At 40.0% G+C, this 23,554-nt stretch carries 18 protein-coding genes; 2 read left to right on the forward strand and 16 right to left on the reverse strand.

Translation table 11 applies throughout. The annotated features are described in order from the left end of the window. Nucleotides 1-51 precede the first annotated feature (51 nt). The 9 genes from MWU56_RS10060 to MWU56_RS10100 form a co-directional block, all read right to left on the reverse strand. Nucleotides 52-1,785 carry a SulP family inorganic anion transporter gene (locus MWU56_RS10060; protein ID WP_247044181.1) on the reverse strand — a complete coding sequence of 578 codons (1,734 nt, stop codon included), beginning with the start codon at nucleotides 1,783-1,785 and terminating at the stop codon, nucleotides 52-54. Between the two features lie 63 nt (nucleotides 1,786-1,848). Then, the gene (locus MWU56_RS10065) at nucleotides 1,849-2,481 is read right to left on the reverse strand and encodes a Crp/Fnr family transcriptional regulator (protein ID WP_247044183.1); all 633 of its coding nucleotides are present in this window, start codon (nucleotides 2,479-2,481) and stop codon (nucleotides 1,849-1,851) included. Between the two features lie 146 nt (nucleotides 2,482-2,627). Beyond that, on the reverse strand, nucleotides 2,628-3,704 hold the full coding sequence (locus tag MWU56_RS10070; RefSeq protein ID WP_247044185.1) for a sulfatase-like hydrolase/transferase: 1,077 nt from the start codon (nucleotides 3,702-3,704) through the stop codon (nucleotides 2,628-2,630). Beyond that, entirely contained in the window at nucleotides 3,694-5,298 is a 1,605-nt protein-coding gene (locus tag MWU56_RS10075; protein WP_247044187.1) for a fibronectin type III domain-containing protein, read from the reverse strand. Before MWU56_RS10075 ends, MWU56_RS10070 begins: the two co-directional genes overlap by 11 nt. After that, nucleotides 5,298-6,668, reverse strand: coding sequence for an aspartate aminotransferase family protein (locus MWU56_RS10080; RefSeq protein WP_247044189.1), 1,371 nt, complete (start codon nucleotides 6,666-6,668; stop codon nucleotides 5,298-5,300). The genes MWU56_RS10075 and MWU56_RS10080 overlap by 1 nt, the downstream gene beginning before the upstream one ends. Further along, on the reverse strand, nucleotides 6,646-7,869 hold the full coding sequence (locus MWU56_RS10085; RefSeq protein WP_247044190.1) for a ComEC/Rec2 family competence protein: 1,224 nt from the start codon (nucleotides 7,867-7,869) through the stop codon (nucleotides 6,646-6,648). Before MWU56_RS10085 ends, MWU56_RS10080 begins: the two co-directional genes overlap by 23 nt. Before the next feature lie 53 nt (nucleotides 7,870-7,922). Further along, nucleotides 7,923-9,578, reverse strand: coding sequence for an alkaline phosphatase family protein (locus MWU56_RS10090; RefSeq protein WP_247044192.1), 1,656 nt, complete (start codon nucleotides 9,576-9,578; stop codon nucleotides 7,923-7,925). Between the two features lie 75 nt (nucleotides 9,579-9,653). Beyond that, nucleotides 9,654-11,105, reverse strand: a complete 1,452-nt coding sequence (locus tag MWU56_RS10095; RefSeq protein WP_247044193.1) for a SusD/RagB family nutrient-binding outer membrane lipoprotein — start codon at nucleotides 11,103-11,105, stop codon at nucleotides 9,654-9,656. A 23-nt stretch (nucleotides 11,106-11,128) separates the two neighbouring features. Next, entirely contained in the window at nucleotides 11,129-14,338 is a 3,210-nt protein-coding gene (locus MWU56_RS10100; RefSeq protein WP_247044194.1) for a SusC/RagA family TonB-linked outer membrane protein, read from the reverse strand. 281 nt (nucleotides 14,339-14,619) lie between these two features. Here MWU56_RS10100 and MWU56_RS10105 point away from each other — a divergent pair, with 281 nt between their 5' ends. Continuing rightward, complete coding sequence (locus MWU56_RS10105) at nucleotides 14,620-15,186, forward strand: helix-turn-helix domain-containing protein (protein ID WP_247044195.1); 567 nt, start codon at nucleotides 14,620-14,622, stop codon at nucleotides 15,184-15,186. On the opposite strand, the gene MWU56_RS10110 is transcribed toward MWU56_RS10105, so the two are convergent. The 3 genes from MWU56_RS10110 to MWU56_RS10120 are packed head-to-tail and all read right to left on the reverse strand — an operon-like array spanning nucleotide 15,187 to nucleotide 18,301. Next, nucleotides 15,187-15,861 carry a phosphonatase-like hydrolase gene (locus tag MWU56_RS10110; protein WP_247044198.1) on the reverse strand — a complete coding sequence of 225 codons (675 nt, stop codon included), beginning with the start codon at nucleotides 15,859-15,861 and terminating at the stop codon, nucleotides 15,187-15,189. An 18-nt stretch (nucleotides 15,862-15,879) separates the two neighbouring features. Then, nucleotides 15,880-17,031: a TIGR03364 family FAD-dependent oxidoreductase gene (locus MWU56_RS10115; protein ID WP_247044200.1), complete on the reverse strand. Its 1,152-nt coding sequence runs from the start codon at nucleotides 17,029-17,031 to the stop codon at nucleotides 15,880-15,882. After that, nucleotides 17,015-18,301: a DUF5690 family protein gene (locus tag MWU56_RS10120; protein ID WP_247044202.1), complete on the reverse strand. Its 1,287-nt coding sequence runs from the start codon at nucleotides 18,299-18,301 to the stop codon at nucleotides 17,015-17,017. Before MWU56_RS10120 ends, MWU56_RS10115 begins: the two co-directional genes overlap by 17 nt. Nucleotides 18,302-18,723: 422 nt before the next feature. On the opposite strand from MWU56_RS10120, the gene MWU56_RS10125 reads away from it, so the two are divergent. Beyond that, nucleotides 18,724-20,373 (forward strand): solute:sodium symporter family transporter, encoded by a 1,650-nt coding sequence (locus MWU56_RS10125; RefSeq protein ID WP_247044209.1) that lies wholly within the window; start codon nucleotides 18,724-18,726, stop codon nucleotides 20,371-20,373. Nucleotides 20,374-20,515: 142 nt separating this feature from the next. Here the strand turns inward: MWU56_RS10125 and MWU56_RS10130 are convergent, their stop codons facing one another. The 4 genes from MWU56_RS10130 to MWU56_RS10145 all read right to left on the reverse strand — a co-directional run bounded on the left by MWU56_RS10130 (nucleotide 20,516) and on the right by MWU56_RS10145 (nucleotide 23,416). Continuing rightward, nucleotides 20,516-21,208, reverse strand: coding sequence for a LytR/AlgR family response regulator transcription factor (locus MWU56_RS10130; RefSeq protein WP_247044211.1), 693 nt, complete (start codon nucleotides 21,206-21,208; stop codon nucleotides 20,516-20,518). A gap of 4 nt (nucleotides 21,209-21,212) precedes the next feature. Further along, on the reverse strand, nucleotides 21,213-22,121 hold the full coding sequence (locus MWU56_RS10135) for a sensor histidine kinase (RefSeq protein ID WP_247044213.1): 909 nt from the start codon (nucleotides 22,119-22,121) through the stop codon (nucleotides 21,213-21,215). A 378-nt stretch (nucleotides 22,122-22,499) separates the two neighbouring features. Next, nucleotides 22,500-23,096: a collagen-like protein gene (locus tag MWU56_RS10140; protein ID WP_247044214.1), complete on the reverse strand. Its 597-nt coding sequence runs from the start codon at nucleotides 23,094-23,096 to the stop codon at nucleotides 22,500-22,502. A 110-nt stretch (nucleotides 23,097-23,206) separates the two neighbouring features. Beyond that, nucleotides 23,207-23,416 carry a hypothetical protein gene (locus MWU56_RS10145; protein WP_247044216.1) on the reverse strand — a complete coding sequence of 70 codons (210 nt, stop codon included), beginning with the start codon at nucleotides 23,414-23,416 and terminating at the stop codon, nucleotides 23,207-23,209. Nucleotides 23,417-23,554 lie beyond the last annotated feature (138 nt).

Here is a 23,554-nt window from a genome sequence, read left to right on the forward strand (position 1 = left end):
TTGGTTTTTATCAAAAATAAACTTGTGTTCCCTAAAGTTCTGTGACCAAAGTTACAAAGTCTTTGCCTTGGACTGGAGGGATACTTTTTTTTGTATTGTGCTCAAGGTTTTGGGGTTGTTGCAACAATCCACGGCATCATGCGTCTGCACAAAAAGATTTTCCTCTCCCAGCACATCTATAATTCCACTGGAATATAAAATATCCCTTGTGGGGCCAATTGCCCCGGCAATTAAAAATTGTATGCCCTTTTCCCGCAGTTCCAAAATAATTCGCTCAAGCATTATAGCAGCACTGCTGTCAATATAATTAATGGCTTCGGCATTGAGTACAATATATTTTAATTTATCACCTTTCTTTACAATTTGCTGATATAGTTGTTTTTTGAAGAAATCCTTGTTCCCAAAATAGAGTTGGGCGTCAAATCTTAAAATTAATTTATCATCGTTTATCTCAACATCCTCAGCGAACCGGTCTATGTTTTTAAAATATGTGGTCCCTTTGATTCTGCCCAAAACAGCAATATGCGGTTTTGAGATTCTGTAAACCAGTAATAATAGGGAAAGTAATACGCCTAAAAGTATTCCTTCTATTAAACCAATAAATAGTGTCATAAAAAAGGTGGCCACCAATAGAAAAAATTCATCTTTTCTATTTTTCCATAATACAATAGGGTATTTTACATCAATCAAACCAAAAACCGAAACCATAATAATTCCACCCAAAGCAACTGAAGGTAAATTGTAAAATAGAGGTGTAAGAAATAGTAAAACTCCGCCAATAAACAGGGTGCTGATTATAAGCGACATATTGGTCTTGGCGCCTGCCTCATCATTTACCGAGCTTCTTGAAAAGCTCCCTGAAACAGGGAATGATTGAAAAAATGAACCTAATATATTGGACAATCCCAAGGCTCTCAACTCCTGGTTGGCTTCAATTTCATATTCCGGGTGCCTTTCTTCTATGGTTTTAGCAATAGAGATAGATTCCATAAAACCAAATAGGGCAACGGTAAGGGCTATGGGCAAAAACTCCCCTATTCTATTCCACGGGCCACTTGGTATCTGAAAATTAGGTAATCCTTCAGGAATAGCACCAACTATTTTAATTCCTTTGGAATCCAAATTCAGCAATACTACTGCCAATATGCCCAATACCACTATCAGCAATGGAGCGGGTAGTTTTTTATTGATTTTTTTTAATCCAATAATCAATAGGATTACCAAAACACCAAAGACCAATGTTAACAAATGGACATCACCGAAACTTTGAAAAATGTTGCCCAACAACTGATAAATTTTACTCGATTGCGGTAAAGCTACCCCTAAAATATGTTTTAATTGTCCCAGACCTATCATAATGGCTGCTGCAGAGGTAAATCCACTAATAACGGGTTTGGATAAAAAATTAACAAAGGAACCCATCTTCAAAAACCCAAAGAGCAACTGCACTACACCTATAAGTAGTGTTAAAAATATAACTGCCGAAATATAATCTTCAGTTGTGGCAAATTGCATGGCCCCAATCCCAGCTGCTACCAACAAAGAATCCATTGCTACGGGTCCCACGGCCAATTGCCTGGATGTTCCGGTAATGGCATAAACAAATTGGGGTACTAGCGCCGCATACAGCCCATAAATGGGAGGCATGCCAGCAATCATGGCGTATGCCATTCCTTGGGGAACCAACATAATACCAACAGTAATACCTGCAATTAAATCGCTATAAAGCAAAGAGCGATTATACGTCTTCATCCACGATAAAAAGGGAAAAATCCTCTTGAGCATGCAAATGGTTTTATACAAAAATAGTTTAGCTAAAGACAAACCCCAGTAACAAAGGGCACAAACTTAAAGATCTATTACATGAATATAATTTCTATGTAGCACCAATTTTTTCATTTTTTCCAGCTTTTTCAATAATCTAGAAATCACTACCCGTGATGTATGTAAATCATAAGCTATTTCTTGGTGTGTATTTTTTATGCGGTTATCGTTGGTTACTTCAACCTTCTTCTTTAAGTAATCTACCAATCTTTGGTCTAAATTTTTAAAAGCAATGTTATCCACAGTTTGCAACAGCTCATTAAGGCGGTTTTGGTAGCTTTCAAAGACATAGTTTCGCCAACCTTTGTACTTGCCCATCCATTCTTCCATTTTTTGTACGGGAACCATCACCAAGGTAGTATCGGTCTCGGTTACTGCCCTGATTTCACTTTTGGTTTGTCCCATGCAGCATGCCATGGTTACCGAACAGGTTTCTCCTTGTTCCAAATAATATAAAAGCAGTTCGTCGCCTTCCTCATCTTCCCTGAGCACTTTTATGGCTCCGGACAACAACAAGGGTATGCTTCTAATATATTGTCCAATATCCATTATGGTCTCGCCCGCAGGCACTTCAATCAATTTGCCCACTTCAAGAATTTCATCGATAAGGGGTTGTTCAAAATAGTTGCTAAATGTTCCTAATAGTTCTTCTTTCATATTATATAAATGCACTCCCCTAAGGTAACTATTTTGGGAAAAACAATCAGATGTTCCAATAGCTTAAAAAGAAAGACCCGTACTATTCCGTACGGGTCTATTGCAAATTAACGCAAACTAATAAACTGAATCAAACTTACTTAAACTTATAATTTTATGGGTTCTCCAGTAATATCCTCTACAACAGGCATTCCCAACAACTTTAAAATAGTGGGTGCAAACTGATTGGAATACAATTGTTCTTCTTGACCAACCTCTCCCATTGGCTGCACATCGTTCCCAAAGGCTACCATCCAAACAGCACCAGCTCCTTTAATATCGCCACCATGGCTTCTCCAAGTATCAAGTGGTTGTGTTCCCCTGCCATGATCCGTGGTAATAATAAATACGGTTTGGTCCTTATAAAAATCATCCTGCTGGGTGAATTCCCATACCTCTTTAATCAAGGCATCGGTATTGTTCGCCGATTTCAAATAGGCTTGATAATCCCCATCGTGGGCAAAATCATCTGTTTCACCGTAGGAGATATAAACCAATTTAGGATGTTCTTTTTTCATGTGCTCCAATGCATAATGATGGGTAAATGCATCCAACCGAACCGCACCCCAAGGGCTTGGTATTTGTTCTTGAAGCTCGTTCAAAAACTTTTCCCTTTCGTTCAAATTTTCGGTAGCGGCCTCAAAACCTGCATTGACAGGAACACCGGAACGTTCTTCGTTGATAATGAAAGGAAATACATCCCAACTGCCAAAAGCGGCAACTTTGCCCTTTCCTTCGGGGGTATTGTTGTAACGCTCCAAAATGGTGGTGTTGGGGTTTGGTTTCTTATCGTTGCTTCGGATACGGGCATCGTCTGCGGCTCCCGTCAAAATTTCGTTGTAGCCTGGGTAGGAAAACCACATGGAATTGGTCAAGTTAACTTTACTGCCCAACTTTCGATTTCCATGTATTTGTCCCATTTTCTTGACTTGTCCCCAGAAAAACGGAAGTAGAGCTTCTCTTCTTTCTTCGGGGGTTTCCCTCCAAAAAGCTCTTTTCAACATATCGGCATCGTCAACATAATCATTGTTCCCGATCAACAGGGAATCCGCTCCAGTGAACAGTTCCTGCCAACGGAAACCATCCAAAGTGATTAAGACTATTTTGGTATCCCCTGAATTTTGTGCATGGATATTAAAAATCGCTGCCATGGCAGCCATCAAAAACAAAATTTTATTTTTCATTTTCTTGTAGTGTTTTAAATGTTGCTATTTCGGACCAATCGCTCCAATTCAAATTTTGGTCACGGTACCGAACTCTCCAATAATAGGTAGTGTTAGATTTTAAACGTTTGGTTATTTCATCCCTAAGGTCATCTTCTTTTTGGCGATTTTCTTTGTAATACCAATTTTCAAATTGTTTCCAACTGTCCAAAGCCAATTTTTCAAAATCTTTGTTCTCGGAAACCTGCCAGTGCGATGCTGCATGGAATGCTCCGCTAAGTGGACTGGAAAACTCACTAGCTTTCAAAATAGTGAATTCTTCCATTACCATTTCATTGTTCGCTGGGGAAACCGCCTTGGGTGCTTCTGGCTTTTTTTCCAATCGCCAAATGGTGATGCTATCCCGAAGCTCATTTTCTCTTGACTTTATATTGTTCCCTTGGCTAATCCTTTTAATGGTAAATTTTGGGTCGTTTCGGTTTCCGTCCACTTCCACCATTACAAAACCATACTCATCTTGGGTAACGGTGAACTCATCATAATCCCTGCCTTCAAACTCACCCCAATTGTCAATAGCTCCACCAGCGGATGCCACATTGATCCATAAGTGCTTGTGATCTCTGGACTGTCCTCTGGAATATCCGTGGGTATGTCCAAAAAAGTGTATACTGGGCTTTCCGGTTTTAGTGGAAAACGCCTCAAGCATTTTCACCACTTTTCCTGTTGATTCTTCTTCACCGGGAATCCAAAGTTCGGATTTATGTGGGTGATGCAATTGTGCAAAAACAAAATCAATGTCATCATTTTTTTCGGTATCCTCCAATACCTTTTCCAACCATTGATACTGTTCTGGAAGGTCACGGTAACCTTCGTTGGAATTCAGCCCAATAATTCGCGTGTTACCATAATCCTTAAACCACCAATGTTCGGCATAGGCAGGGGTTCCATTCTCAGGAAGACTGAAATATTTGAAATAGAAAACAGAATTCCGCTCATGATTCCCCAAAACGGGATACACTGGAACTTTGGCAAATAGTTTTTGGGCTGGATCAAAGAAATGTTCCTTCCATTGGTAATATTTGCTGCCGGTGGAAACCAAATCACCGGGTATCATCACCATGGCCAGATTATCGGGCAATTTGCCACCGTATTCTTTTTCGAGATATTGGAGCACTCCTTGATTCACGATTTCCGAAAACTTGTTCGGATGTTGGCTATCATATTGCATATCGCTCATCGCAACTATATTGAAAGATTCCTCGTCACTTGAAAACGGGGGAGTTTTAAACTGGAAAATATCGGATTTGGTCTTGCCTGTTTTTACACGGTAATAATAAGTTGTGAAGCGTTTTAATCCTACCAGTTTTACGGTGTGCACCCTTGCATCCGAAAAATTGATGTCCTCGGCCTTTCCAGAGGTCTTTTTGCCCAATTTTTCCGTAGTTCCCCATTCCACAATACTTTCCTCTCCGCTCGTTGTTTCCCACATAATCACAATGGAATTGGGTTCGGCATCCTGTAGATAGGGTTGCACCAAAATTTGGGGTTTTGTTTGGGCCGTGATTTGAATCACGCCCACAAAAAATACAATCAACAGTTGGTTTATTTTTCTCATTAGGCTATGGTGTTTATTTTTAGAAAAGCACAGTTTAATATTTCGAAAGCTTTTTCCAGTTCTTCCCTGGTTATGGTCAATGGTGGTGATAGTTGGAGTACATTTCCTTTGGAAACCTTGAAACTCAGGCCTTGTTTTAGACATTCATACATAATTTCTTCGGCTTCGGCCGTTGCTTTTTCCTTGGTGGTTCTATTGGTTACCAGTTCTATGCCCCATAACAATCCTACACCTCTTACATCTCCAATCATAGAATATTTTCGGTGCATTTTGTAAAGTGCTTTCTTCATAAACTCTTGATCTTCCTTTACCTTTTGCAATAACTTTTCTTCTTCAAGAACTTCCAAAAGCGTCAAACCGGCCATGGAACCCATCGGGCTTTTCTCGTGGGTGTAATGCCCAAGAGAGATGTGGCCGAATTTATTGTACTCTTCACGGGTAATGATTGCGGCTTGCGGAAATATGCCCCCACCCAATCCTTTGCCCAAACAAAGAATATCCGGCTCTATGCCGAAGAGTTCGTAGGCGAACATTTTGCCTGTCCGTCCAAAGGCTATCGGAATTTCATCCAAAATCAACAAAACACCATGTTTGGTGCACAATTCCCGAGCACCTTTCCAAAACCTTTGTGAGGGAATTTGTACATCGGTATTGCGAATGGTCTCTGCCAAAAACGCACCGATTTGATGGTCTTTTTCCAACACATATTCCAAATATTCAAGGGCTTTGTCCTCATTTCCTTCAAAAATACCGCGATAGGTAATCGGGGGCGGTATACGCTCCACACCAGGCATCAACGGCCCCATATGTTCTTGAAAAACCGATTCGCCACCAACACTTATGGCATCCAACGAAGCCCCATGAAACGAATCCCAAAAAGAGACTACTTTGTGTTTTCCTGTGACGGCACGTGCCAGTTTTAAGGCAATTCCAATGGCGGAACTACCATTGGGCGTGAGCAAAATTCGATTAAGCCCCTTTGGGGTGTATGACGTTAGCTTTTCCACAAACTGAACGGCCGTTTCATTCGCATACCTACGGGTCGAAAAGGTCAATTTTTGAAGTTGCTCCGTTAATCTCGAAACCAATTTTGGGTGCGAAAATCCAATTTGGTGCACATTGTTTCCATGAAAATCCAGGTATTTTTTTCCAGAAACACTTTCAATATAGGAGCCCTCACAATTTTGCAACACGTCCAAACAAGGGGTGGACATGGATTGATGCATAAAGTATTTTGCATCTTTTTCCAGTAGTTTTTTTGTCTCTTCGCTTATTTCTTGCCGCAACCAATCACCCCGTGCCGAGGTTAGGTTGATGTCGCCTTCCACAACAGATTCTGCGTTGTGCCTATCGCGCTTTGTATGGTCCATGCTTACTTATTATTTCGCGCTCTTCGGATGTATCGTCCAACACATAAATATCGTATGTATCGCCATTGTCATACACCCGAACAACAATATGTCCTTTTTGACTTTTATATTGATCCAACCTGTCACCGATCACTTCTTTTGCGCCTTGCAACATTATGGTTGAAAAAATATCCCGGTCACCGGGGTATAGTTTTTTTGATGTTATTCTTCGCAACACCTCTTCGCCAGGATGGTCGGCTGTCCAGTTTTGTTGAATCCACACCCGTGGACGCACGGTGCGCACATAAAACGGGTTTTGGGAGTCTCGGTTACCATGATGATTCAAGGTAGCTACATCAACCGGCCCAACAACGGGAGCCACATGGGACTCCACATCATTTATATTCATTTGACCAAAACTATTGATTCCTGAAATATCACCTCCCGTATAGTAATTGAACTTCCCATAATCTATTCGAATGGCGTTGCTCAACGGGTTTTCTCCAGGATATTCATCTTCTTTAAAAAGTGGATAAAATGAATTATCAAAGCCTGTCCAAATATTTCCATTGGAAGCGATGTTCTGTACCCAAAATTTTGGATAATCCTTTGGATGATATTGCAATATAATTTGATTGCTGCTTCCTACCTGCAAAGCCTCATTTTCCAATCCCACCTTTTCTGATTGATACTCGATGAACTTCCAATACTCCTTCAAACTGGGGATCATTTCGTACTTGTCCCTGACAAACTCTTCTTGGGATTGTACTTTTTCATCTTTCAGGTCAATGGGATAATCAAATCCTCTATCAATCAATTTTTTGATGGGAATCAAATCGCCTACCTCCATAATTCCCGTAAGTTGATATCCTCCTTCAGAAATCTTGCGCAAAGAATCTATCTCTCCAAAATGGTCATCATGGTAATGGGTAATCAAGGCATAATCCAACTTTCGTTCTTGTTTTTTTGGCGAGTATTGATCTATATAATCCACTATCCATTCAGGTGCGGTCCTGGACTTGTTTGGAACCAAAGCTGCATTTCTGCTCGACGTTGTTCGTGGGTGGGTCTCGGACATATCGCCTGCATCCACTAGCATGGTGGTACCATCCGGAAATACCATAAAAGTTGCATCTCCCCTACCTGTATTTATATGGTGGATATCCAAAAAACCAGGCTTCCAGGTCGGCAATTGTTGTTTTTGCCCGTGTGAAATTTGCATCACCAAAAAGGTGATGAAAACTATTTGAGTTTTTTTGAGGTTAAAATGCATGCCTACTTTTCTCTATACAAATGGTTTGCTGGCACAATCTGTTTTGGAATGTTGGGCCCTGTGTACTTTACATCCAAATGATAGCCCCCTCCACCATTAAAAAACTCAACACGCACCAAATGCCTTCCTTTTGCCAGTTCCAATGAGCCGCTGCGCTCCATTACCCCATGATCACCATCGTTATCCACAATTTCGGTTCCGTTCACATAAAGCTTACTGCCATCATCACTATTGGTGTAAAAGGTATAATTTCCAGCTTCCAATACGTCCAAATAGCTTTCGTAGGCCAACGCTACTTGTTCTTGGGGAACATCTTCTGAAATGGCCTGCTTATGCGAAAATTCAGTTACAAAGCCTTCATAAATTGGATCCAAAGCAGAAAAATCGGGTAATTTTTCTATTCCACTCACCTGATACAGTTGAAATTTAACTGGATCCTGCTTTGTTTTTGAAACAATTCTAAAGTTTCCTTCGGCAACCGTGCTTACCAATTGGCCATCTTGAAAAATCCCCGCTTTAATGATCTCCGTGTTTTTTAAATAGAAAGTATCTCGATAAAACTCACTGTTTTCAAAAGATGGAACCGTGTTTCCAATGGTATACCTTATTTCACCTACATTGTTGGGGTTTTGAATGATCACGGCAACGGAATCCGCTTTAAAAACACCTCCCGATGGTTCAAAATAGCCAGCATCTGGAAAAATCTTTGGTTGGATTATTTGTTCCTTGCGCTTATAGATGAGTTTTGGCGCTTCATTTCCCACAAAAGCACCTTTGATAGGCCTCCCTATCCATGCTTGAGGTGTTTGCAAGTCCATAGCGTAGGCAACCGTCGGTGCATTGTCGTACTGATAAACGGTTTCTTCTATCTGATATCCTTTTTTGATGCCTGCTCCGTACATAATGAATGGTATTTCCATTTCTGCCAAGCTTTCTCCTCCGTGTCCAAATCCCAATCCACCGTGATCGGCAGATATTATGAACATTGTTTTTTTGAATATGCCCGCATCTTTCGTTGCGTTCACGATTTCGACAATCAGGGAATCTGCTTTTTCCACCGATTGGTAATAATCAGGGGTGCCGTGACCTTGAGCATGGCCCGCATGGTCCACATGATCTAGGTGCACAAAAGTAAATTTTGGCGTGTGCGCTTTAATGTAGTTGACCGCTTCCTCGGTTGTTTTATCTTCATGGTCCCCATCAATATCAAAATCCACATCAGATTTTTCGAATAAGCGACCGAATCCGTCCCAATCGTAAATGGCTCCAACGTGCGCTTCGGGTTGTTGGTCTTTAAAAAGTGTAAAAATTGTGGGAAACGTTCCATTTTCGGTAACCACTACGGGAGGTAATTGATGGTCGAACTTTTCCCAGCCATTCGAGGTTACACCGTGTTGCTCGGTATCGGCTCCCATTATCATACTGGCCCAATTAGGACTGGAACTTGATGGAAGTACTGACCTTGCATGCATTGTGGCCGCTCCATTCTGAATCATGGAGTCCAAAGTGGGGGTGTTTGCTTTTTGAATACCGTTAGGGCTCATTCCATCTATCCCGATGACAACTATATGCTCAACATCTAGTGATTCACGTTCTTTTGTAGAGCAGGATACTGCCAAAACGGCAAGTAATATGGGTAATAGTAGTTTTTTAGGCATGCTATCTGTTTTTAACTACAAAGGCTGCCCTGCAAAACAGGGCAACCAATGGTTTGTTATATGAACAATTTTATTCTAATATCTTGTTCCTGTTTCCCACCAACTTGGTGTGTTGATGTTATCGCCTTCACCTCCCATGGCCTTTACAGCGGCTTCATAATTGGCTGTATTTAGGGTTTGCTCGGATGATGGGTATAGGAAACGAACTGGGTAGCGTCCTCCGTTCAAATCATCCTGACCTGTCTCCAACGCGGGCATTCCAGTTCTTCTGTAATCCATCCACCCTTGATAATCCACATTCCAAAGAGCAATGGTCTTTTGAGTCAAAAGCAATTCCAAAGAACCATCGTACTGTACTGTTGGTTCCGCCAAATAGGTTTCAATGTCCTCGTCGGCTATACCCCAATAAGACAAGCTTGCTCTGACTCCGGCATTGTAGTAATCTTCGGCGCTTCCGGCAATAAAACCTCTTTCGGCCGCTTCTGCCAAAATAAATTGCACCTCAGAATTTTTCATTATGAAAGCTTCAGCTGCTGTTGAAGCGAAATAGAACAATTCTACATCCAATCGGCTGGGGCTAAATTCATCATCATAGGCACGTGCATTATCTTGGTTAAGACCAATGGGGATACCTACCCATTCTCCGTCACTGTTCTGATCGAACCAAACATCCAATCTAGGGTCGTTGAAATCTTCAAAATAACCCAACAAAGTGGTGCAGAGACTTTTCTCATCAAAACCACCGATACGTCCGGTACTTTCTGGCCAAGAATCATTATTTGAGGTTCCACTGTATACAAGTACAGCGTTATCATCATTGGAAGTAATATAATTTCCCGCACTTACTATGGCCTGCATTTCCGCAGAAACATCTCTTTGCTTGGAGATTCTCATTAAGTAACGAAGACGTAGGGAATTTGCCAATTTTCTCCATTTTGATGCGTCTCCATCGTAAATAACGTCGCCTGTGGAACCAGTTATTGCATCTCCTTGGGCCAATGCAGCATCGGCATCGGCCAAATCTTGAAGCACTCCATTGTAAACAGTTTCTTGATCATCGTAAACTGGAGTAAAGATACCGTCGGAACTTCCAGACATTGCTTCTGAATATGGAACATTGCCATATAAATCAGTTAGATTAGCAAAGCTAAGTGCCCTCATGGTCAAGGCAATACCTTCATAAGTGGCATTTTGGGTTCCTTCCGTTCTGGAAATCTCCAATATATCATTGATTTCTGGTAAATAGTTATAAAAGAAATTCCACATACCTTGATCTCCCCAATCGAATTGGCTAAAACCGGGAAAATTGTTCTTTGCCATTAATTGAGTGATAGTATTCCCGTCGTTATAACCTTCCTGTGTTAACGTACGAGTTATCTCGGAAGTCACTGTGGAGGTAAGCAAGTTGGCACTTACTTGTTCTGGAGCATTAGGGTTTGAATTGATACTCTCAAAATTGTCCGTACACGAAACCAATACGGTTCCTGCAAACAAGATGGATGTTATGAAGTTTGATGTTTTCATCATTCTTTATCTTAAATTCTTTTTTTTTAAAATTCTACGTTAAGGTTAAGTCCAAAACTTCTTGTACTTGGCAATGCCATATCTTCCACACCTGGGACTATATTCCCTCCTGAGAAAGAAATGGTTTCGGGATCTACGTGGTCGTTTTCGGTCCAAAGAGCCAGATTACGACCTACTAGCGAAATTGTTGCGGATCTTAACGGTGTGTTTGCCAACAATTTGCTAGGAAGTGAGTAGCCTATTTTTACCTCTCTTAGTTTTACATAAGAAGCATCGAACATAGAGTTTTGCTCATTATCCCTGTTGTAAACATGAGAGTAGTAGTTTGATGCTGCAACGTTCACCGAGTTCGGGGTGTAGTTTCCGTTTCCGTCGTCTACTACACCTTGGGCTACGATACCTGTTTCACGACCTGGAACGGTAAAATCCAACATACCGGTCGTTCCTCCAATGGCAACAGTTCTTGAGTGATAGACCCCACCTTGTCTCCAATCGAACAGGAATCCGAACCGAAGATTTTTATAACTGAAGCTGTTTTGGAAGCCGACCATAAAGTCTGGATTGTAGTTACCCAAATTTCTAAGTTCATTGCTCCTGATCGGAAGTCCGGAATCTCCATCAATGATCCATTGTCCAAAATATGGGCTGTTCTGATCGGTTACTTGTTCAAAACCTGTTCCGTATAAGTCTCCCATACGTTCGCCAACCTCTGCAACAACTTGTAAGTAATTCTGCTTTACCAAGTATTGCGTCATACCGTCAGTAAGCTCTTTTACCTCGCCACGGTTGGTGGTAAAGTTGATATTGGTGTTCCAGCTAAAGCTATCGGTTTGAACAGGGGTTGCAGTCAAGGTAATTTCCAGACCTTTGTTCTCTACTTCACCAGCATTAATAATTCTAGAACTATATCCTGATGTATTTGAAACAGGAAGAGAAAGAATCTGGTTATTGGTAACAGATTTGTAAGCAGCTACATCCAGACCTAAACGGTTGCCAAAGAACCGTACATCGGCACCTACTTCAAAAGAATTGGTACGCTCTGGTTTTAAATCCGCCAATTTTAATTCTGACGGAGAATAAGCTCTTGAATACCCATTAAAGGTGTTGCCAAATCCGTATGTTGCGGCCAAGTTATATGGAGTTGTATCGTTCCCAACACTGGCCCAGCCTCCTCTTATTTTTGCAAAACTGATAGCTTCTGGCATTTGGAACATATCGGAAAGGATAAAACTTACACCAACTGATGGATAGAAATAACTGTTGTTTCCATCAGGAAGTGTAGAAGACCAATCGTTACGGGCTGTAACATCCAAGAAAGCGTAGTCTTTATATGCCAAGTTTGAGAAGGCATACAAACTGTTTACCGTAAACTTGCCGTCATAATCGCTTTGGGTCAATGGCTCTGCAGCATTACCAAAGTTGTAAATACCAGGAATGGATAATGAGTTGGCACTTATACGCTGGTATCTGTTTTTTGCTGAACGGTTGTTTCCTCCGAAGGACACTCCAAAATCAAAGTCTTGGTTCAGCTCCGTATTGTACGCCAAAAGAAAATCCGTGTTCTGCTCGTAGGCATATATGAAATCTTCCCTGTACTGACCATTCGGGAAACGCTGTGTGGAATAGGCTCTTTTTCGCATATCCGTCTCGTTGGAATAATCAAAACCGGAACGCAACATCAAACTCAACCCTTTGGCCAATGTCATATCCGCCCTTAAGTTCGTTATCACCCTATCTTTATTAAAGGCATTGGTGTTCTCGAATACTGTAAAGAAAGGATTGTCGTGGTAATTATAATTGTAATTGAACTGCTGAACACCTTCCAACCCTGGTTGCCAGTAATCCCTTAAATTGTTCATATTGATGTGGCGACCGAACCAAATCCACAAGTACATTATGTTCTCTGTTCCGTAAGAGTTGTTAGGACGGTTACGGGAATTGGAGTTGATATAGTTCATGGAACCTGTAACTTTTAACCAATCTGTTAGATTATAAGATCCATTTACTTGATATGATCTTCTTTTAAAGTTGGAGTTTGGGATAACACTTTCATTCTGCAAATCGGTAAAAGAAACCCTAAAATTTCCATCTTCGTTGGAACCTGTTAAAGCAATGTTATTACTCATCGTAAAACCTGTTCTAAAGAAATCATCAATGTTATTTGGTTGTGGCGAAAAAGGTGTTGCTATGATGTCATCGGCAAAAGTTCCGTCAGGATTTCTTGGCCTTACGTGAACGTCACCGGCGCGCAATCCGCTTGATGTTGGGCTATCGTGCTGTGGAATCAATTGTCCGTTCAACGCTGGCCCCCAGCTTTCATCAACATGATCGTTTACACCGCCTGTTAGCGAGCGATTCTGACCTCCATCGTTAAAAGCAAACTGATTACCAGAACCTTGTCCGTATTGATTCTGATATTTTGGAAGCGTCAATAAATCCTCAAAGGTGGTGTTGTGGGTAATAGAAACTCCAATACCTTTTGCTCCCTGGCCTGATTTTGTGGTAATGAGCACAACTCCATTGGCACCTCGGGAACCATATAATGCGGTTGCGTTTGGACCTTTTAAAACCGTCATAGTTTCCACATCATCCGGATTAATATCCATGGCACCGTTACCATAATCAACCCCCATGTTCCCCTCGCTACCAGTATTGTTTACATTATTGTTAATCGGAATACCATCTACCACAAAGAGTGGAGAGTTGGCATTTGGGCTTGGGTTTAATGAGTTTTCTCCTCGAATGATAATTTGAGAAGATGAACCTACACCAGAGTTACCTCCCGTAACTTGTACCCCGGCCATTTTTCCGGCAAGGGAGTTAACAACATTGGTTTCTTTAGCTTCGGAAATTTCTTCTCCGGAAACCTTTTGCACTGCGTAAGCCAGTTTTTTGGTTTCTCTTTTAATACCTAATGCGGTAACAACCACTTCATCCAATTGCTGTGAATCTGGCTGTAATACAATAGTTGCAGTGGTTTTTCCTGCTGTTTCCAAATCTTGTGGTATATATCCTATATAGGATACTACCAAGATTTCTCCTCCTTGTGGAAGTTCAATTTCAAAATTTCCATCAAAGTCAGTGGCCACCCCTGTGGACCCTCCCTTTACAACTACCGATGCCCCTGGCAACGGTACGCTGTTTTCATCCAATACCTTTCCTGAAAAGGTGACTTGTGAATAGCTAAATATACTTACAGTAAATGCAAGCAAAAATGCTACAATCGATTTTTTCATTTTTTGAATATTTGTAAAATATGGTTAATTATTTATCAACAAATATCCCACACTAGAGTTAAGCCACGCCTTCAATAAGATTAAAAAAATGATACGGAAAGGTTAAAATAAACAGCTTAATGTTATGTAATTATTATTTACAAATATTCAATTTATCATATGGTTCTGTAAACTATGATTTTAACAAAAAAGCTTAATTAATCAACCTATAACTAGATTTTTTTATGATCTTGAACCATCAAAAATTATTATTAATACTAAAATTTCTCAATCTTAATAAAATGGAGGATTATCTCATAGGTATTGGAAAAAGAATTAAGCAAATCCGAAAGAACAATAAAAAGACCATTAACGATATAGCCATTGGGGCAGGAGTTACGGCTGGACTTATTTCCCGCATTGAAAATGGGCGAACAATACCCTCTCTACCTGTTTTTTTGAAGATTGTGGAAGCCTTGGAAATGGAGATGACCGATTTTTTTGACGGTATTCCCAAAGCACACGGACAAGTTTTTCTAGTTACTCGTAAAGATGAGCAATCCATCATCGAGAAAGAAGCCGAGGCGATCGGCTTTACCTATAACTACATTTTTGGAAAACAATTGAACTCCGTTGGTTTTGAAAGTGTGCTTTTGGAAGTGCAGCCCAACTCGGAACGTGACAAGGTGGTTACCGATGCTTTTGAGTTCAAATATATTTTGACGGGAGAGTGCTACTACGAGATTGGTGACCGAGAAGTACTTTTAAAAGAAGGGGATTCCATTTTTTTTGATGGTAGAATCCCCCATGTGCCTATGAACCGAGGAAAAAATCCCTCTAAAATGTTGGTGGTCTATTTCTTTATTTGATCAAGGAAACAATACTTCTTCCAGATCAGCCAATGAATCCAAAATCGTAGATGGTTCAGCAGTTGTGAGTTGTTCGCGAGTCTGTGCACCGGTCAATACACCCACGGTCCATCCACAATTAGCGTTTTTGCCTTCTTCAATATCGATTACAGAGTCCCCAGCTTTCAAAACATTTTCGGATTCGGTGACACCGAACATCTCCATGGCTTTATCAATCATCTCAGAAGATGGCCTTCCTTTGACCACATCATCTGCTGTAATTACAGCATCAATTTGATCACCTGAAGCCCAACCCAATTTATCCAAAAGTGATTGCGCCGTTTTTTTGTCGTAACCTGTATTCAAAACCACTTTCACCTCTTTGGATTTCAATTTCTTGAAAAGCTCCTCAACACCTTCATAAGTTGTAACATTGAGATTGGTATAGGCATCCTCCAACATTTTTTTAAAATCCTCAAAAACTGCTTTAGGGTCCACACTATTGGTTTTGTTCTCCTGCAAAATATCAGAGATGGCCTTGAATTTCTCTTTTCCAGCACCAAATTCGAGTACTGTGTCCAAAGGAATCTCCACTCCATGCTGGGCCAACGCGGCCCTAACTGTTTTGTACACTACATTGTCCTCGTTTACTGTGGTTCCTGCCATATCAAAAACGGCTAGTTGTATTGTTTTCATAAATTGATTTTCCATGTATTAAAAAATTGTGGCAATATTCTTTTTGGAGAACCCAGCACTACCCGTCATTCCCTTTCCTCCGATACCTGTTACAATATGGATATTATCGTCAATGGTTTTTTGGAATATATCATTGTTCTTACATTGTGAGTACATCCCATACCATCTTTTTTGGATTTGATAGTTTGGCAAATCAATGATTTTTTTGGCTTCATTTATCATAAAATTATCAATGTCCATATCCAAATCATACCCTAAACCCTCAACTTTGTCGGCATCTGCATACTGATGGGAATCCCCCAAGATAATGGAACCATCCACTGCTTGCTTAAACAGGATATGTACGCCCCATTTTTTTTGAAGGCTTTCTAACGGCTCATTTGTCTTAATCTTTGCAAACGATGAACATTCATGAAAAGCTTCATACCGCCTGATGGACCACCCCGTTAAGATTGATCCTTTTAATTTGTAATTCTCCTGTGGTTTGGTTTGCATCATCTGCAGTTTTGAAACTTCGAGGTCACTGGATGCAAACATCTCTGGATATAGGTTTTTAAAATCGCTCCCGTTGCATATAATTGCTTTGCTACCAAAAACTGTTTCATTTTTGGTGTTTTGAACTGAAACCCATTCCCCGTTTCTTTCGCAAGAAACTACTGGAAAATCGTACTTAATTTCCAATCCTTTGTGAGCAACTAAATATTCCTGAAGCTTATGGATCATAATCCTAGGTTCCACGGTAACTTCTTCTGGGAAAAAAAGTCCGGAAACTACATAATCCTTTCGCAACCCTGGATATTGTGCCAAGCATTCCTTCTTGGTGAGCATTTTAGATGCATAGTCATTCCCGCTGTTTATGGCCCTAAGCTCTATCAGCAATTGTTCTTCTTCCTCGTTGGAAGCCAAATACACACTCCCATTTTGTCGGATACTGATATCAAACTGGGTTTGGATCTCTTTATAGATGCTAAGACTCTCACGTCCAAATTTTTGCCATTTGGTGTTCATTCCAGAAGGAACCACTTGTCCAAAATTTTGGGTAGTAGCCCCTTTCGGATAGGCATCTTTTTCCACCAAACAAACTTTTAGGCCCAATTCCAGTGCGTGGTAGGCATGAAAAGTCCCTAAAATACCAGCGCCTATAATGACAGCATCATATTTGTTGTCCATATTCCAATTGATTGTTAAGTTTTTCTGTTTTATGACGCGTTCCAAAGTGAAGAAACAATATCATAGTAACACAAGTACCGATAAAGGCCACTGCGTAGGTTCCGTAAACAAAAAAGTTAAGCCAGGACAAATTGGCCTGTCCAAAATTCTTATAGAGCAAAACCAATATGCTGCCCAGATATCCAAAGGCATCAGCTATATAAATAAGGAAGCCTGAATTTCCTCTTACCTTAAAAGTGGCGATAAACCTATCAAAAAAGAGACAATTGAAAGGTACGTAGCATATGTAAAGTCCAAAACCTGTGCACACCATCCATATAAATGGATCTAGAACCCCAATTTGGAACATAATGGTGCTTGCTGCCAGCACAACGGTTCCCAACATGAGCAGGGCATGGTATGTGAGCAAAGCCTTATAATTGTCCTTAATATAGAAAATAGATCCTATGATAAGTAGTACCACTATGGCAATAATAATTTCCGAAGTGGAAAACACAGAAGCATCCCCTTGATATCCAATACTGTCCCATAGTTCCCGGGCAAAATTGTCCCTGAAGTCCCTAAAAGCGGTCAAAAATGTATAAAACACCACAATAAGCAATAATGGAAAAAAGAACTTTTTGACCAAGCCACGCCTATCATCGGCCGTCATGGGAATACGCTCCGTCCTGCTCTCAATATCTTCTGCTGTTGGTGGTGGCACCCTTTGCAGTAAGTAGGAGCAAATCAAAAGTGGCAAAAAGAACAAGGCTCCTGTTACGGATGGCATCCAAAACTCACTTACACCCCAAGTGTTCATTACATAGAGTCCAACAGATTTAACCACACCGCTGGAAACAATAAAACTGGCAGAAAGAACAACGCCCAATATGTCAGTGAACCGTCTTCCTTCAATATAGGAAAAAACAATACCCCATATCATGCCCAAGGGAAATCCGTTGAGCAACATAAAAACAATATTATAGGGTGCCGGGACCGTGGCGAACAATAAAAGTGATATTTCGGCCAGTACAATCAACAAGATCAAATAAAGCAACCTACGGTCGGGCTTTAGTTCGGATATTACCTTTATACCCACAAATTTGGAAAGTGCATAGCCCAAAACCTGAGTTATAACCAAAAGGATTTTGTAATCAACCCCCATAAAAGCCAACCCTTCAAAGGTTGCAACCGAGAAAGGTTTTCTAAAGGCGTACATGCAAAAATAGGTGCCAAAAGCAGCTAACGAAGCGTGTAAAACAAAGATTAAATCAGTTTTTTTTTGTCTCATACTTTCAAAAGGAAAGTTTACAAATAATAAATATTTGTTTCAAATAACTCAAATTCATGGGAAAGCACCGTCTTTTTAAGATTAAAAAATTGTTAGAAAAAAATTATCATTGAATTTTTGATTTGGGTCACTTTCTATATAAATTGGTTTATAGGCTTTTTCGTTTGTTTCCACTATTTTTAGAAATTCAAACTATATTAGCATCTATGGATGCTACCTATCCACTTTTGATTTTGTCTTTTTAAGTATTTTATTGTCATGTACTTTAATTTGGGGAAAACGAAAAACGACCCCTGGCACTTCAACTTAAAAACACAACGGTATAAGAAATAGGTTAAACCCAATATTTGAGTATTACTAAAAAAAAAATAAACCAACATATTAGACCAGACCTTAAGGTCTGCAAGATCAAATCTTAATTTATGGCACTTATTTCCTTTTTGGGATTCACACTTTTAGTAGGAATAATATCCTGGTGGTCCGTTAGAAAAACAGATGAAACCTCATCAGATGGTTATTTTTTGGGCGGAAGAAGCCTTACGGCAGGGGTAATTGCCGGATCGTTGTTACTGACAAACCTTTCCACGGAACAAATAGTTGGACTTAATGGAAGCGCCTACAAGGACGGGCTTTCGGTAATGGCCTGGGAGACCTTAGCTGCGCTTGCCATTGTAGTTACCGCTCTATTCTTGCTCCCACGCTACTTGAAAGGCGGTTTAACCACCGTTCCCCAATTTTTAGCCAAGCGGTTCGATGTGGCCACAAAAACCATAACCTCCGGATTGTTCCTTACCGGTTATGTAGTTGTACTGCTCCCGGTAATTTTATACTCTGGCTCTGTAGCCATTAGTGGTATGTTCGATGTTCCGACCCTACTTGGCGTATCGGATTCAACTGCCTTGGTCATTTGTATTTGGGGCATTGGTATTATAGGTTCTATTTATGCCGTTTTTGGAGGATTGAAGGCCGTTGCTGTTTCGGACAGTATCAACGCGGTTGGACTCATTATCGGTGGAATACTAATTCCTGTTTTTGGTTTGATGGCCATTGGTGACGGCAGTGTAATGGGCGGACTTGAAACCCTAATGGCTGCGAACCCGGAACGTTTTGATTCTACAGGGAATCCTGGGCAAGAAGTTCCTTTTTCTACCATTTTTACCGGTATGATGCTTGTTCAACTCTTTTATTGGGGAACCAACCAACAAATTATACAAAGAGGTCTTGGAGCAAAAAACCTTGCAGAAGGTCAAAAAGGCCTTTTATTAGCGGCTTTTCTAAAAATTTTGGGACCAATAATTTTGGTATTGCCCGGGATGATCGCTTATTATTATTTTGAAGGGGGTCTTGCTAGTAGCGATTTGGCGTATCCGGAACTGGTTAGGGCCGTACTTCCAAAACCTTTGATGGGCTTTTTTGCAGCAGTATTGTTCGGTGCGATTTTGAGCTCCTTTAACAGTGTACTCAATAGTTCTGTTACCTTGTTCGGTATAGATATTTACAAACAGCACATCAACAAAAATGCATCGGAAATGACTGTCGTAAAATACGGTAAGATATTCGGTGTATGTTTAGCACTTGCTGCGATGTTCATTGCTCCCATGATTGCCAATGCGGGCAGTTTGTTCAACTACCTCCAAGAAATCAACGGTATTTACAGTATACCTATTTTCACCATTATTGTAATCGGATATCTCACCAAAAGGGTTCCTGCCATTGCAGCAAAAATTGGAATACTTTCCGGATCTATCCTATATATTATCAGCCAGTTTATTATTGGGCCCAAAATGGTGGCCAATGCATTGGCCGAAGCCAAAGCAAACGGGATTACCGACCCTGCCGAACTAAATCTGGTAGAATCTGGTGCTTACCCACATTACCTCCATGTAATGGCCATATTATTCATTTCCAACATCATCATTATGCTGATCATTGGAAAATTCTATCCAAGAAAAGAGCCGTTCCAATTGGAATATACTAAACAAGTTTCCATAGAGCCTTGGAAGCACGCTAAATTAGCCAGTGTCCTGATTTGTTTTATCGTTATTTCGATTTACATCTATTTTGCCAAATAGATCAAAAAACAAAGGGGCTATCTAAAATGTCGGTTTTCGTCAACCTGAACTTGTTTCAGGTTCTCATATTGGCTTGTTTATCTAGATAATGGGATTCTGAAACAAGTTCAGAATGACGTATTTCAATACCTTTTAGACATCCTTATTGCAATATACTTTTAAGGAAATTGTCCTTGTATGCCCTGCCCATAGGTATTTTACTTCCGTTGGTCAAGTGTACCATATTACCGGAAATCCTATCGATCTTTTTAGTGTTGATAATATGGGATTTGTGTATTTGATAAAATTGATTGCCCCCTAAAACCTCCACCCAATGGCGTAGTGGTTCGTTAGATAATATCATTTTATCCTCAAGATGGATTTCGGTATAGTCAGAGTCCGATGTTATTGTATAAATATCGTCTACCATCACCTTGATATGTTCATGGCTGGATTTTACATAGATTTCCGTGAGCGAGTTACCATTGTTTTTGGCAGTGACCCCCTCATGTTTAACATTTACCTTGTTAACCGCTTGTAAAAATCGTTGAAAAGAAAAGGGTTTTAGTAGGTAATCTACAACATTGAGGTCGTATCCCTCCAATGCATATTCGGAAAATGCGGTGGTCAAAATAACATGTGGAGGGTCTGGAATACTTTTTAAGAAATCCAATCCATTTATCTTTGGCAAATGGATATCCAAAAACATTAAATCTACGGCTTCTTTGTTCAAGAAATCCATTGCACTCAATCCATCTGAAAATGTATCTACCAACTCCAAAGCAGGAACGTCCTGAATGAATTTTTTTAAAATTCGCTGTGCTGGCGGTTGGTCTTCAACAATAATACACCTCATTATTTTATACTTTCTCCAATTCCAACTTCAAATAAACCGTATAACTTTTATCGGCTTCATCAATCTGCAAAATATACTTTTTGGGATAAAGTATCTCCAATCTTTTCTTTACATTTTTTAGTCCTATTCCCTTAGCTACGCTATCCAGGCTAAACCCTGGCTCGTAATTGTTTTTGCACAAAAATTCCAAGGTGTCGTTTTTCAGTTTTACGGATATATCAATCTTGATGTCCGTAGATTGACCCGATTGGCTGTGCTTGAAGGCATTCTCTATAAATACGATCAAGATCAATGGGGCAATTTTATATTCGTCTTCTATCTTGTCCACATCAAAATGAACCTCACCTCGATCTTCAATCTGTAGTTTGTACAACAAGATAAAATTGTTCAATTGCTCCAGTTCCTTTTTTAAAGGTACAAACTGTTCTTTGGACTCGTACAGCATATAACGGAGAACCCCACTCATTTCCAAAATGATTTCTGGTGTTTTTGGAGATTCTTGCAATGCGTAAGAATAGAGATTGTTCAGGTTATTGAATAAAAAATGGGGATTTATCTGACTACGTAAAAATTGTAGTTCACTCTCTTGTATCGTGGTCTGCAGCTCATCAATCTGAGCTTGTTTTTTTAAGGCATCCCATCCAAATTTAAATCCTGATAAGATGCACATGACCGGTAGCACACCTAAAAGTGATACATAGATACCGGGAAATTCGTTCCCTCTTCTAGTTCCTGGGTATAAAATGGGTTCTAAAACCATTTCTTCCACAATGATAACCGCAATTACAACCAAAGTAGCCCCCGCGAAAAACTGCCAATACTTCTTTTTGTACAAAAAGCGCGGCATTAGGTAGTAGGTTATACTTACCGTGGCAACACCATAGAACAATAGAAATATAACTTTATGCGTCATTAGGGCTCCCGTATTCCTATTAAATGAGAAAAACAAGAGCACCAAAATGTGCAGTACTATTTGAAAAAGAAGTTCTTTTTTAGAAATCAATATTTTCTAATTAATTCATTCAAAACTAGATATAAATGTTTTCTAAAAGAAAAGTAGCGTTATCAACAACCAAAATTAGCCCGTCAACGACATGTTATCCCACGTAATCATTTGGCTGATTGGATGTTAATACCAAATCTGTCGGGCATATTTTCACAAGTTCTAAATATGGGATGAACGGGTTGGAAATTCCATTTATTTTTCACCACCTTATTCAATTGTGTGATTAAGAATGTAAAGGGAGGATGTTTTTTGGTAAAAACATCCTCCCTTTACATTAGGAAGCAATTACTCTACAATACCAAGCTTTTCTGCAACTTGTTCATAAGTCATTTTATCCCAATCTGTCTGCATTTCTCCCTTACCGCTAAGGTCCACACCTCCTGGGATAAGGACATATTTGACCCATACGTTATCTTCGTAGTAATCGTATAGTAGGTCTGAATCTACCTCGTGGAAATAGCGAATGGCAACTCCCTCTATATTATCATCCGGTACATTTATATACAACGCATCTAAATAAGTGTTACTATTAATAAAATATGGAAATTGAAAAACTCCTGTAGCACCAATATCAGTTACTTTTAAAAACACTAATAATAACCCTCCTTCATCTATAAATTCTTCTGTAACCCGTTCATCTTCGATAAGCATGGCTTTTAAGGTTGAATAATTCTGCAAATTCCAATCTATGGGTATCCAATCCGAGTACATAACATTGGCCGTGCCGGGTTCACCTTGGGGTCCTTGGGGTCCTTGCTCCCCTTGTATACCCTGTTCCCCCTGTGGTCCGGGCAATCCGTCTTCCCCATCTTCTCCCTTGGAGCAGGAGGAAATACTAAGTGCCGCCATAAACATCAGGCCATAAAAAAACGTGGTCTTCATAATACTAAATTTTAAATGATTACAAAATATTTTAGTTTAGTCCTAGCTACTGTGGGGGGGGGACAACCTATAGGTTCAGTAGTAGCTTGCAGTTATTTCAAAAGTTTTCATTAATTGGGCATAGCAAGTAATGCTGCTAGTTGTTCATATATTATCTTATCCTTATTGTCTGAACAACTCTCGCGGATATAGCGAATCGCAACTCCATTTCTATCATCACTCGATGTTTTAACATACAACGCTTCCAAAAGAATGTTATTATCCATAAAATATGGAAGTTGAATAATTTTTGTAGCCCTAAAAGAATCTGTTACTTTCAAGAGAACTATATATTAGTCCTACGTTTTTGATATAATTCAAATAATCGGCATCCAATTCGAGTACACAACACTGGTCATACCTGATTCCCTTTGGCCTGTTCTTTCTAGCTCTCTTTTACTATTGACCTTTAGGTTTTC

The sequence above is a fragment of the Allomuricauda sp. F6463D genome (assembly GCF_023015965.1).
GTDB lineage: Bacteria > Bacteroidota > Bacteroidia > Flavobacteriales > Flavobacteriaceae > Flagellimonas.

Bases quoted from the DNA above. Each gene is read 5' to 3' on its own strand.
- MWU56_RS10110 (WP_247044198.1), bottom strand. From the start codon at position 15,861: ATGAAAACAATACAACTAGCCGTTTTTGATATGGCAGGAACCACAGTA.
- MWU56_RS10105 (WP_247044195.1), top strand. From the start codon at position 14,620: ATGGAGGATTATCTCATAGGTATTGGAAAAAGAATTAAGCAAATCCGA.
- MWU56_RS10060 (WP_247044181.1), bottom strand. From the start codon at position 1,785: ATGCTCAAGAGGATTTTTCCCTTTTTATCGTGGATGAAGACGTATAAT.
- MWU56_RS10125 (WP_247044209.1), top strand. From the start codon at position 18,724: ATGGCACTTATTTCCTTTTTGGGATTCACACTTTTAGTAGGAATAATA.
- MWU56_RS10075 (WP_247044187.1), bottom strand. From the start codon at position 5,298: ATGAGAAAAATAAACCAACTGTTGATTGTATTTTTTGTGGGCGTGATT.
- MWU56_RS10135 (WP_247044213.1), bottom strand. From the start codon at position 22,121: ATGACGCATAAAGTTATATTTCTATTGTTCTATGGTGTTGCCACGGTA.
- MWU56_RS10080 (WP_247044189.1), bottom strand. From the start codon at position 6,668: ATGGACCATACAAAGCGCGATAGGCACAACGCAGAATCTGTTGTGGAA.
- MWU56_RS10115 (WP_247044200.1), bottom strand. From the start codon at position 17,031: ATGGACAACAAATATGATGCTGTCATTATAGGCGCTGGTATTTTAGGG.
- MWU56_RS10090 (WP_247044192.1), bottom strand. From the start codon at position 9,578: ATGCCTAAAAAACTACTATTACCCATATTACTTGCCGTTTTGGCAGTA.
- MWU56_RS10085 (WP_247044190.1), bottom strand. From the start codon at position 7,869: ATGCAAATTTCACACGGGCAAAAACAACAATTGCCGACCTGGAAGCCT.
- MWU56_RS10065 (WP_247044183.1), bottom strand. From the start codon at position 2,481: ATGAAAGAAGAACTATTAGGAACATTTAGCAACTATTTTGAACAACCC.
- MWU56_RS10100 (WP_247044194.1), bottom strand. From the start codon at position 14,338: ATGAAAAAATCGATTGTAGCATTTTTGCTTGCATTTACTGTAAGTATA.
- MWU56_RS10095 (WP_247044193.1), bottom strand. From the start codon at position 11,105: ATGATGAAAACATCAAACTTCATAACATCCATCTTGTTTGCAGGAACC.
- MWU56_RS10070 (WP_247044185.1), bottom strand. From the start codon at position 3,704: ATGAAAAATAAAATTTTGTTTTTGATGGCTGCCATGGCAGCGATTTTT.
- MWU56_RS10130 (WP_247044211.1), bottom strand. From the start codon at position 21,208: ATGAGGTGTATTATTGTTGAAGACCAACCGCCAGCACAGCGAATTTTA.
- MWU56_RS10140 (WP_247044214.1), bottom strand. From the start codon at position 23,096: ATGAAGACCACGTTTTTTTATGGCCTGATGTTTATGGCGGCACTTAGT.
- MWU56_RS10120 (WP_247044202.1), bottom strand. From the start codon at position 18,301: ATGAGACAAAAAAAAACTGATTTAATCTTTGTTTTACACGCTTCGTTA.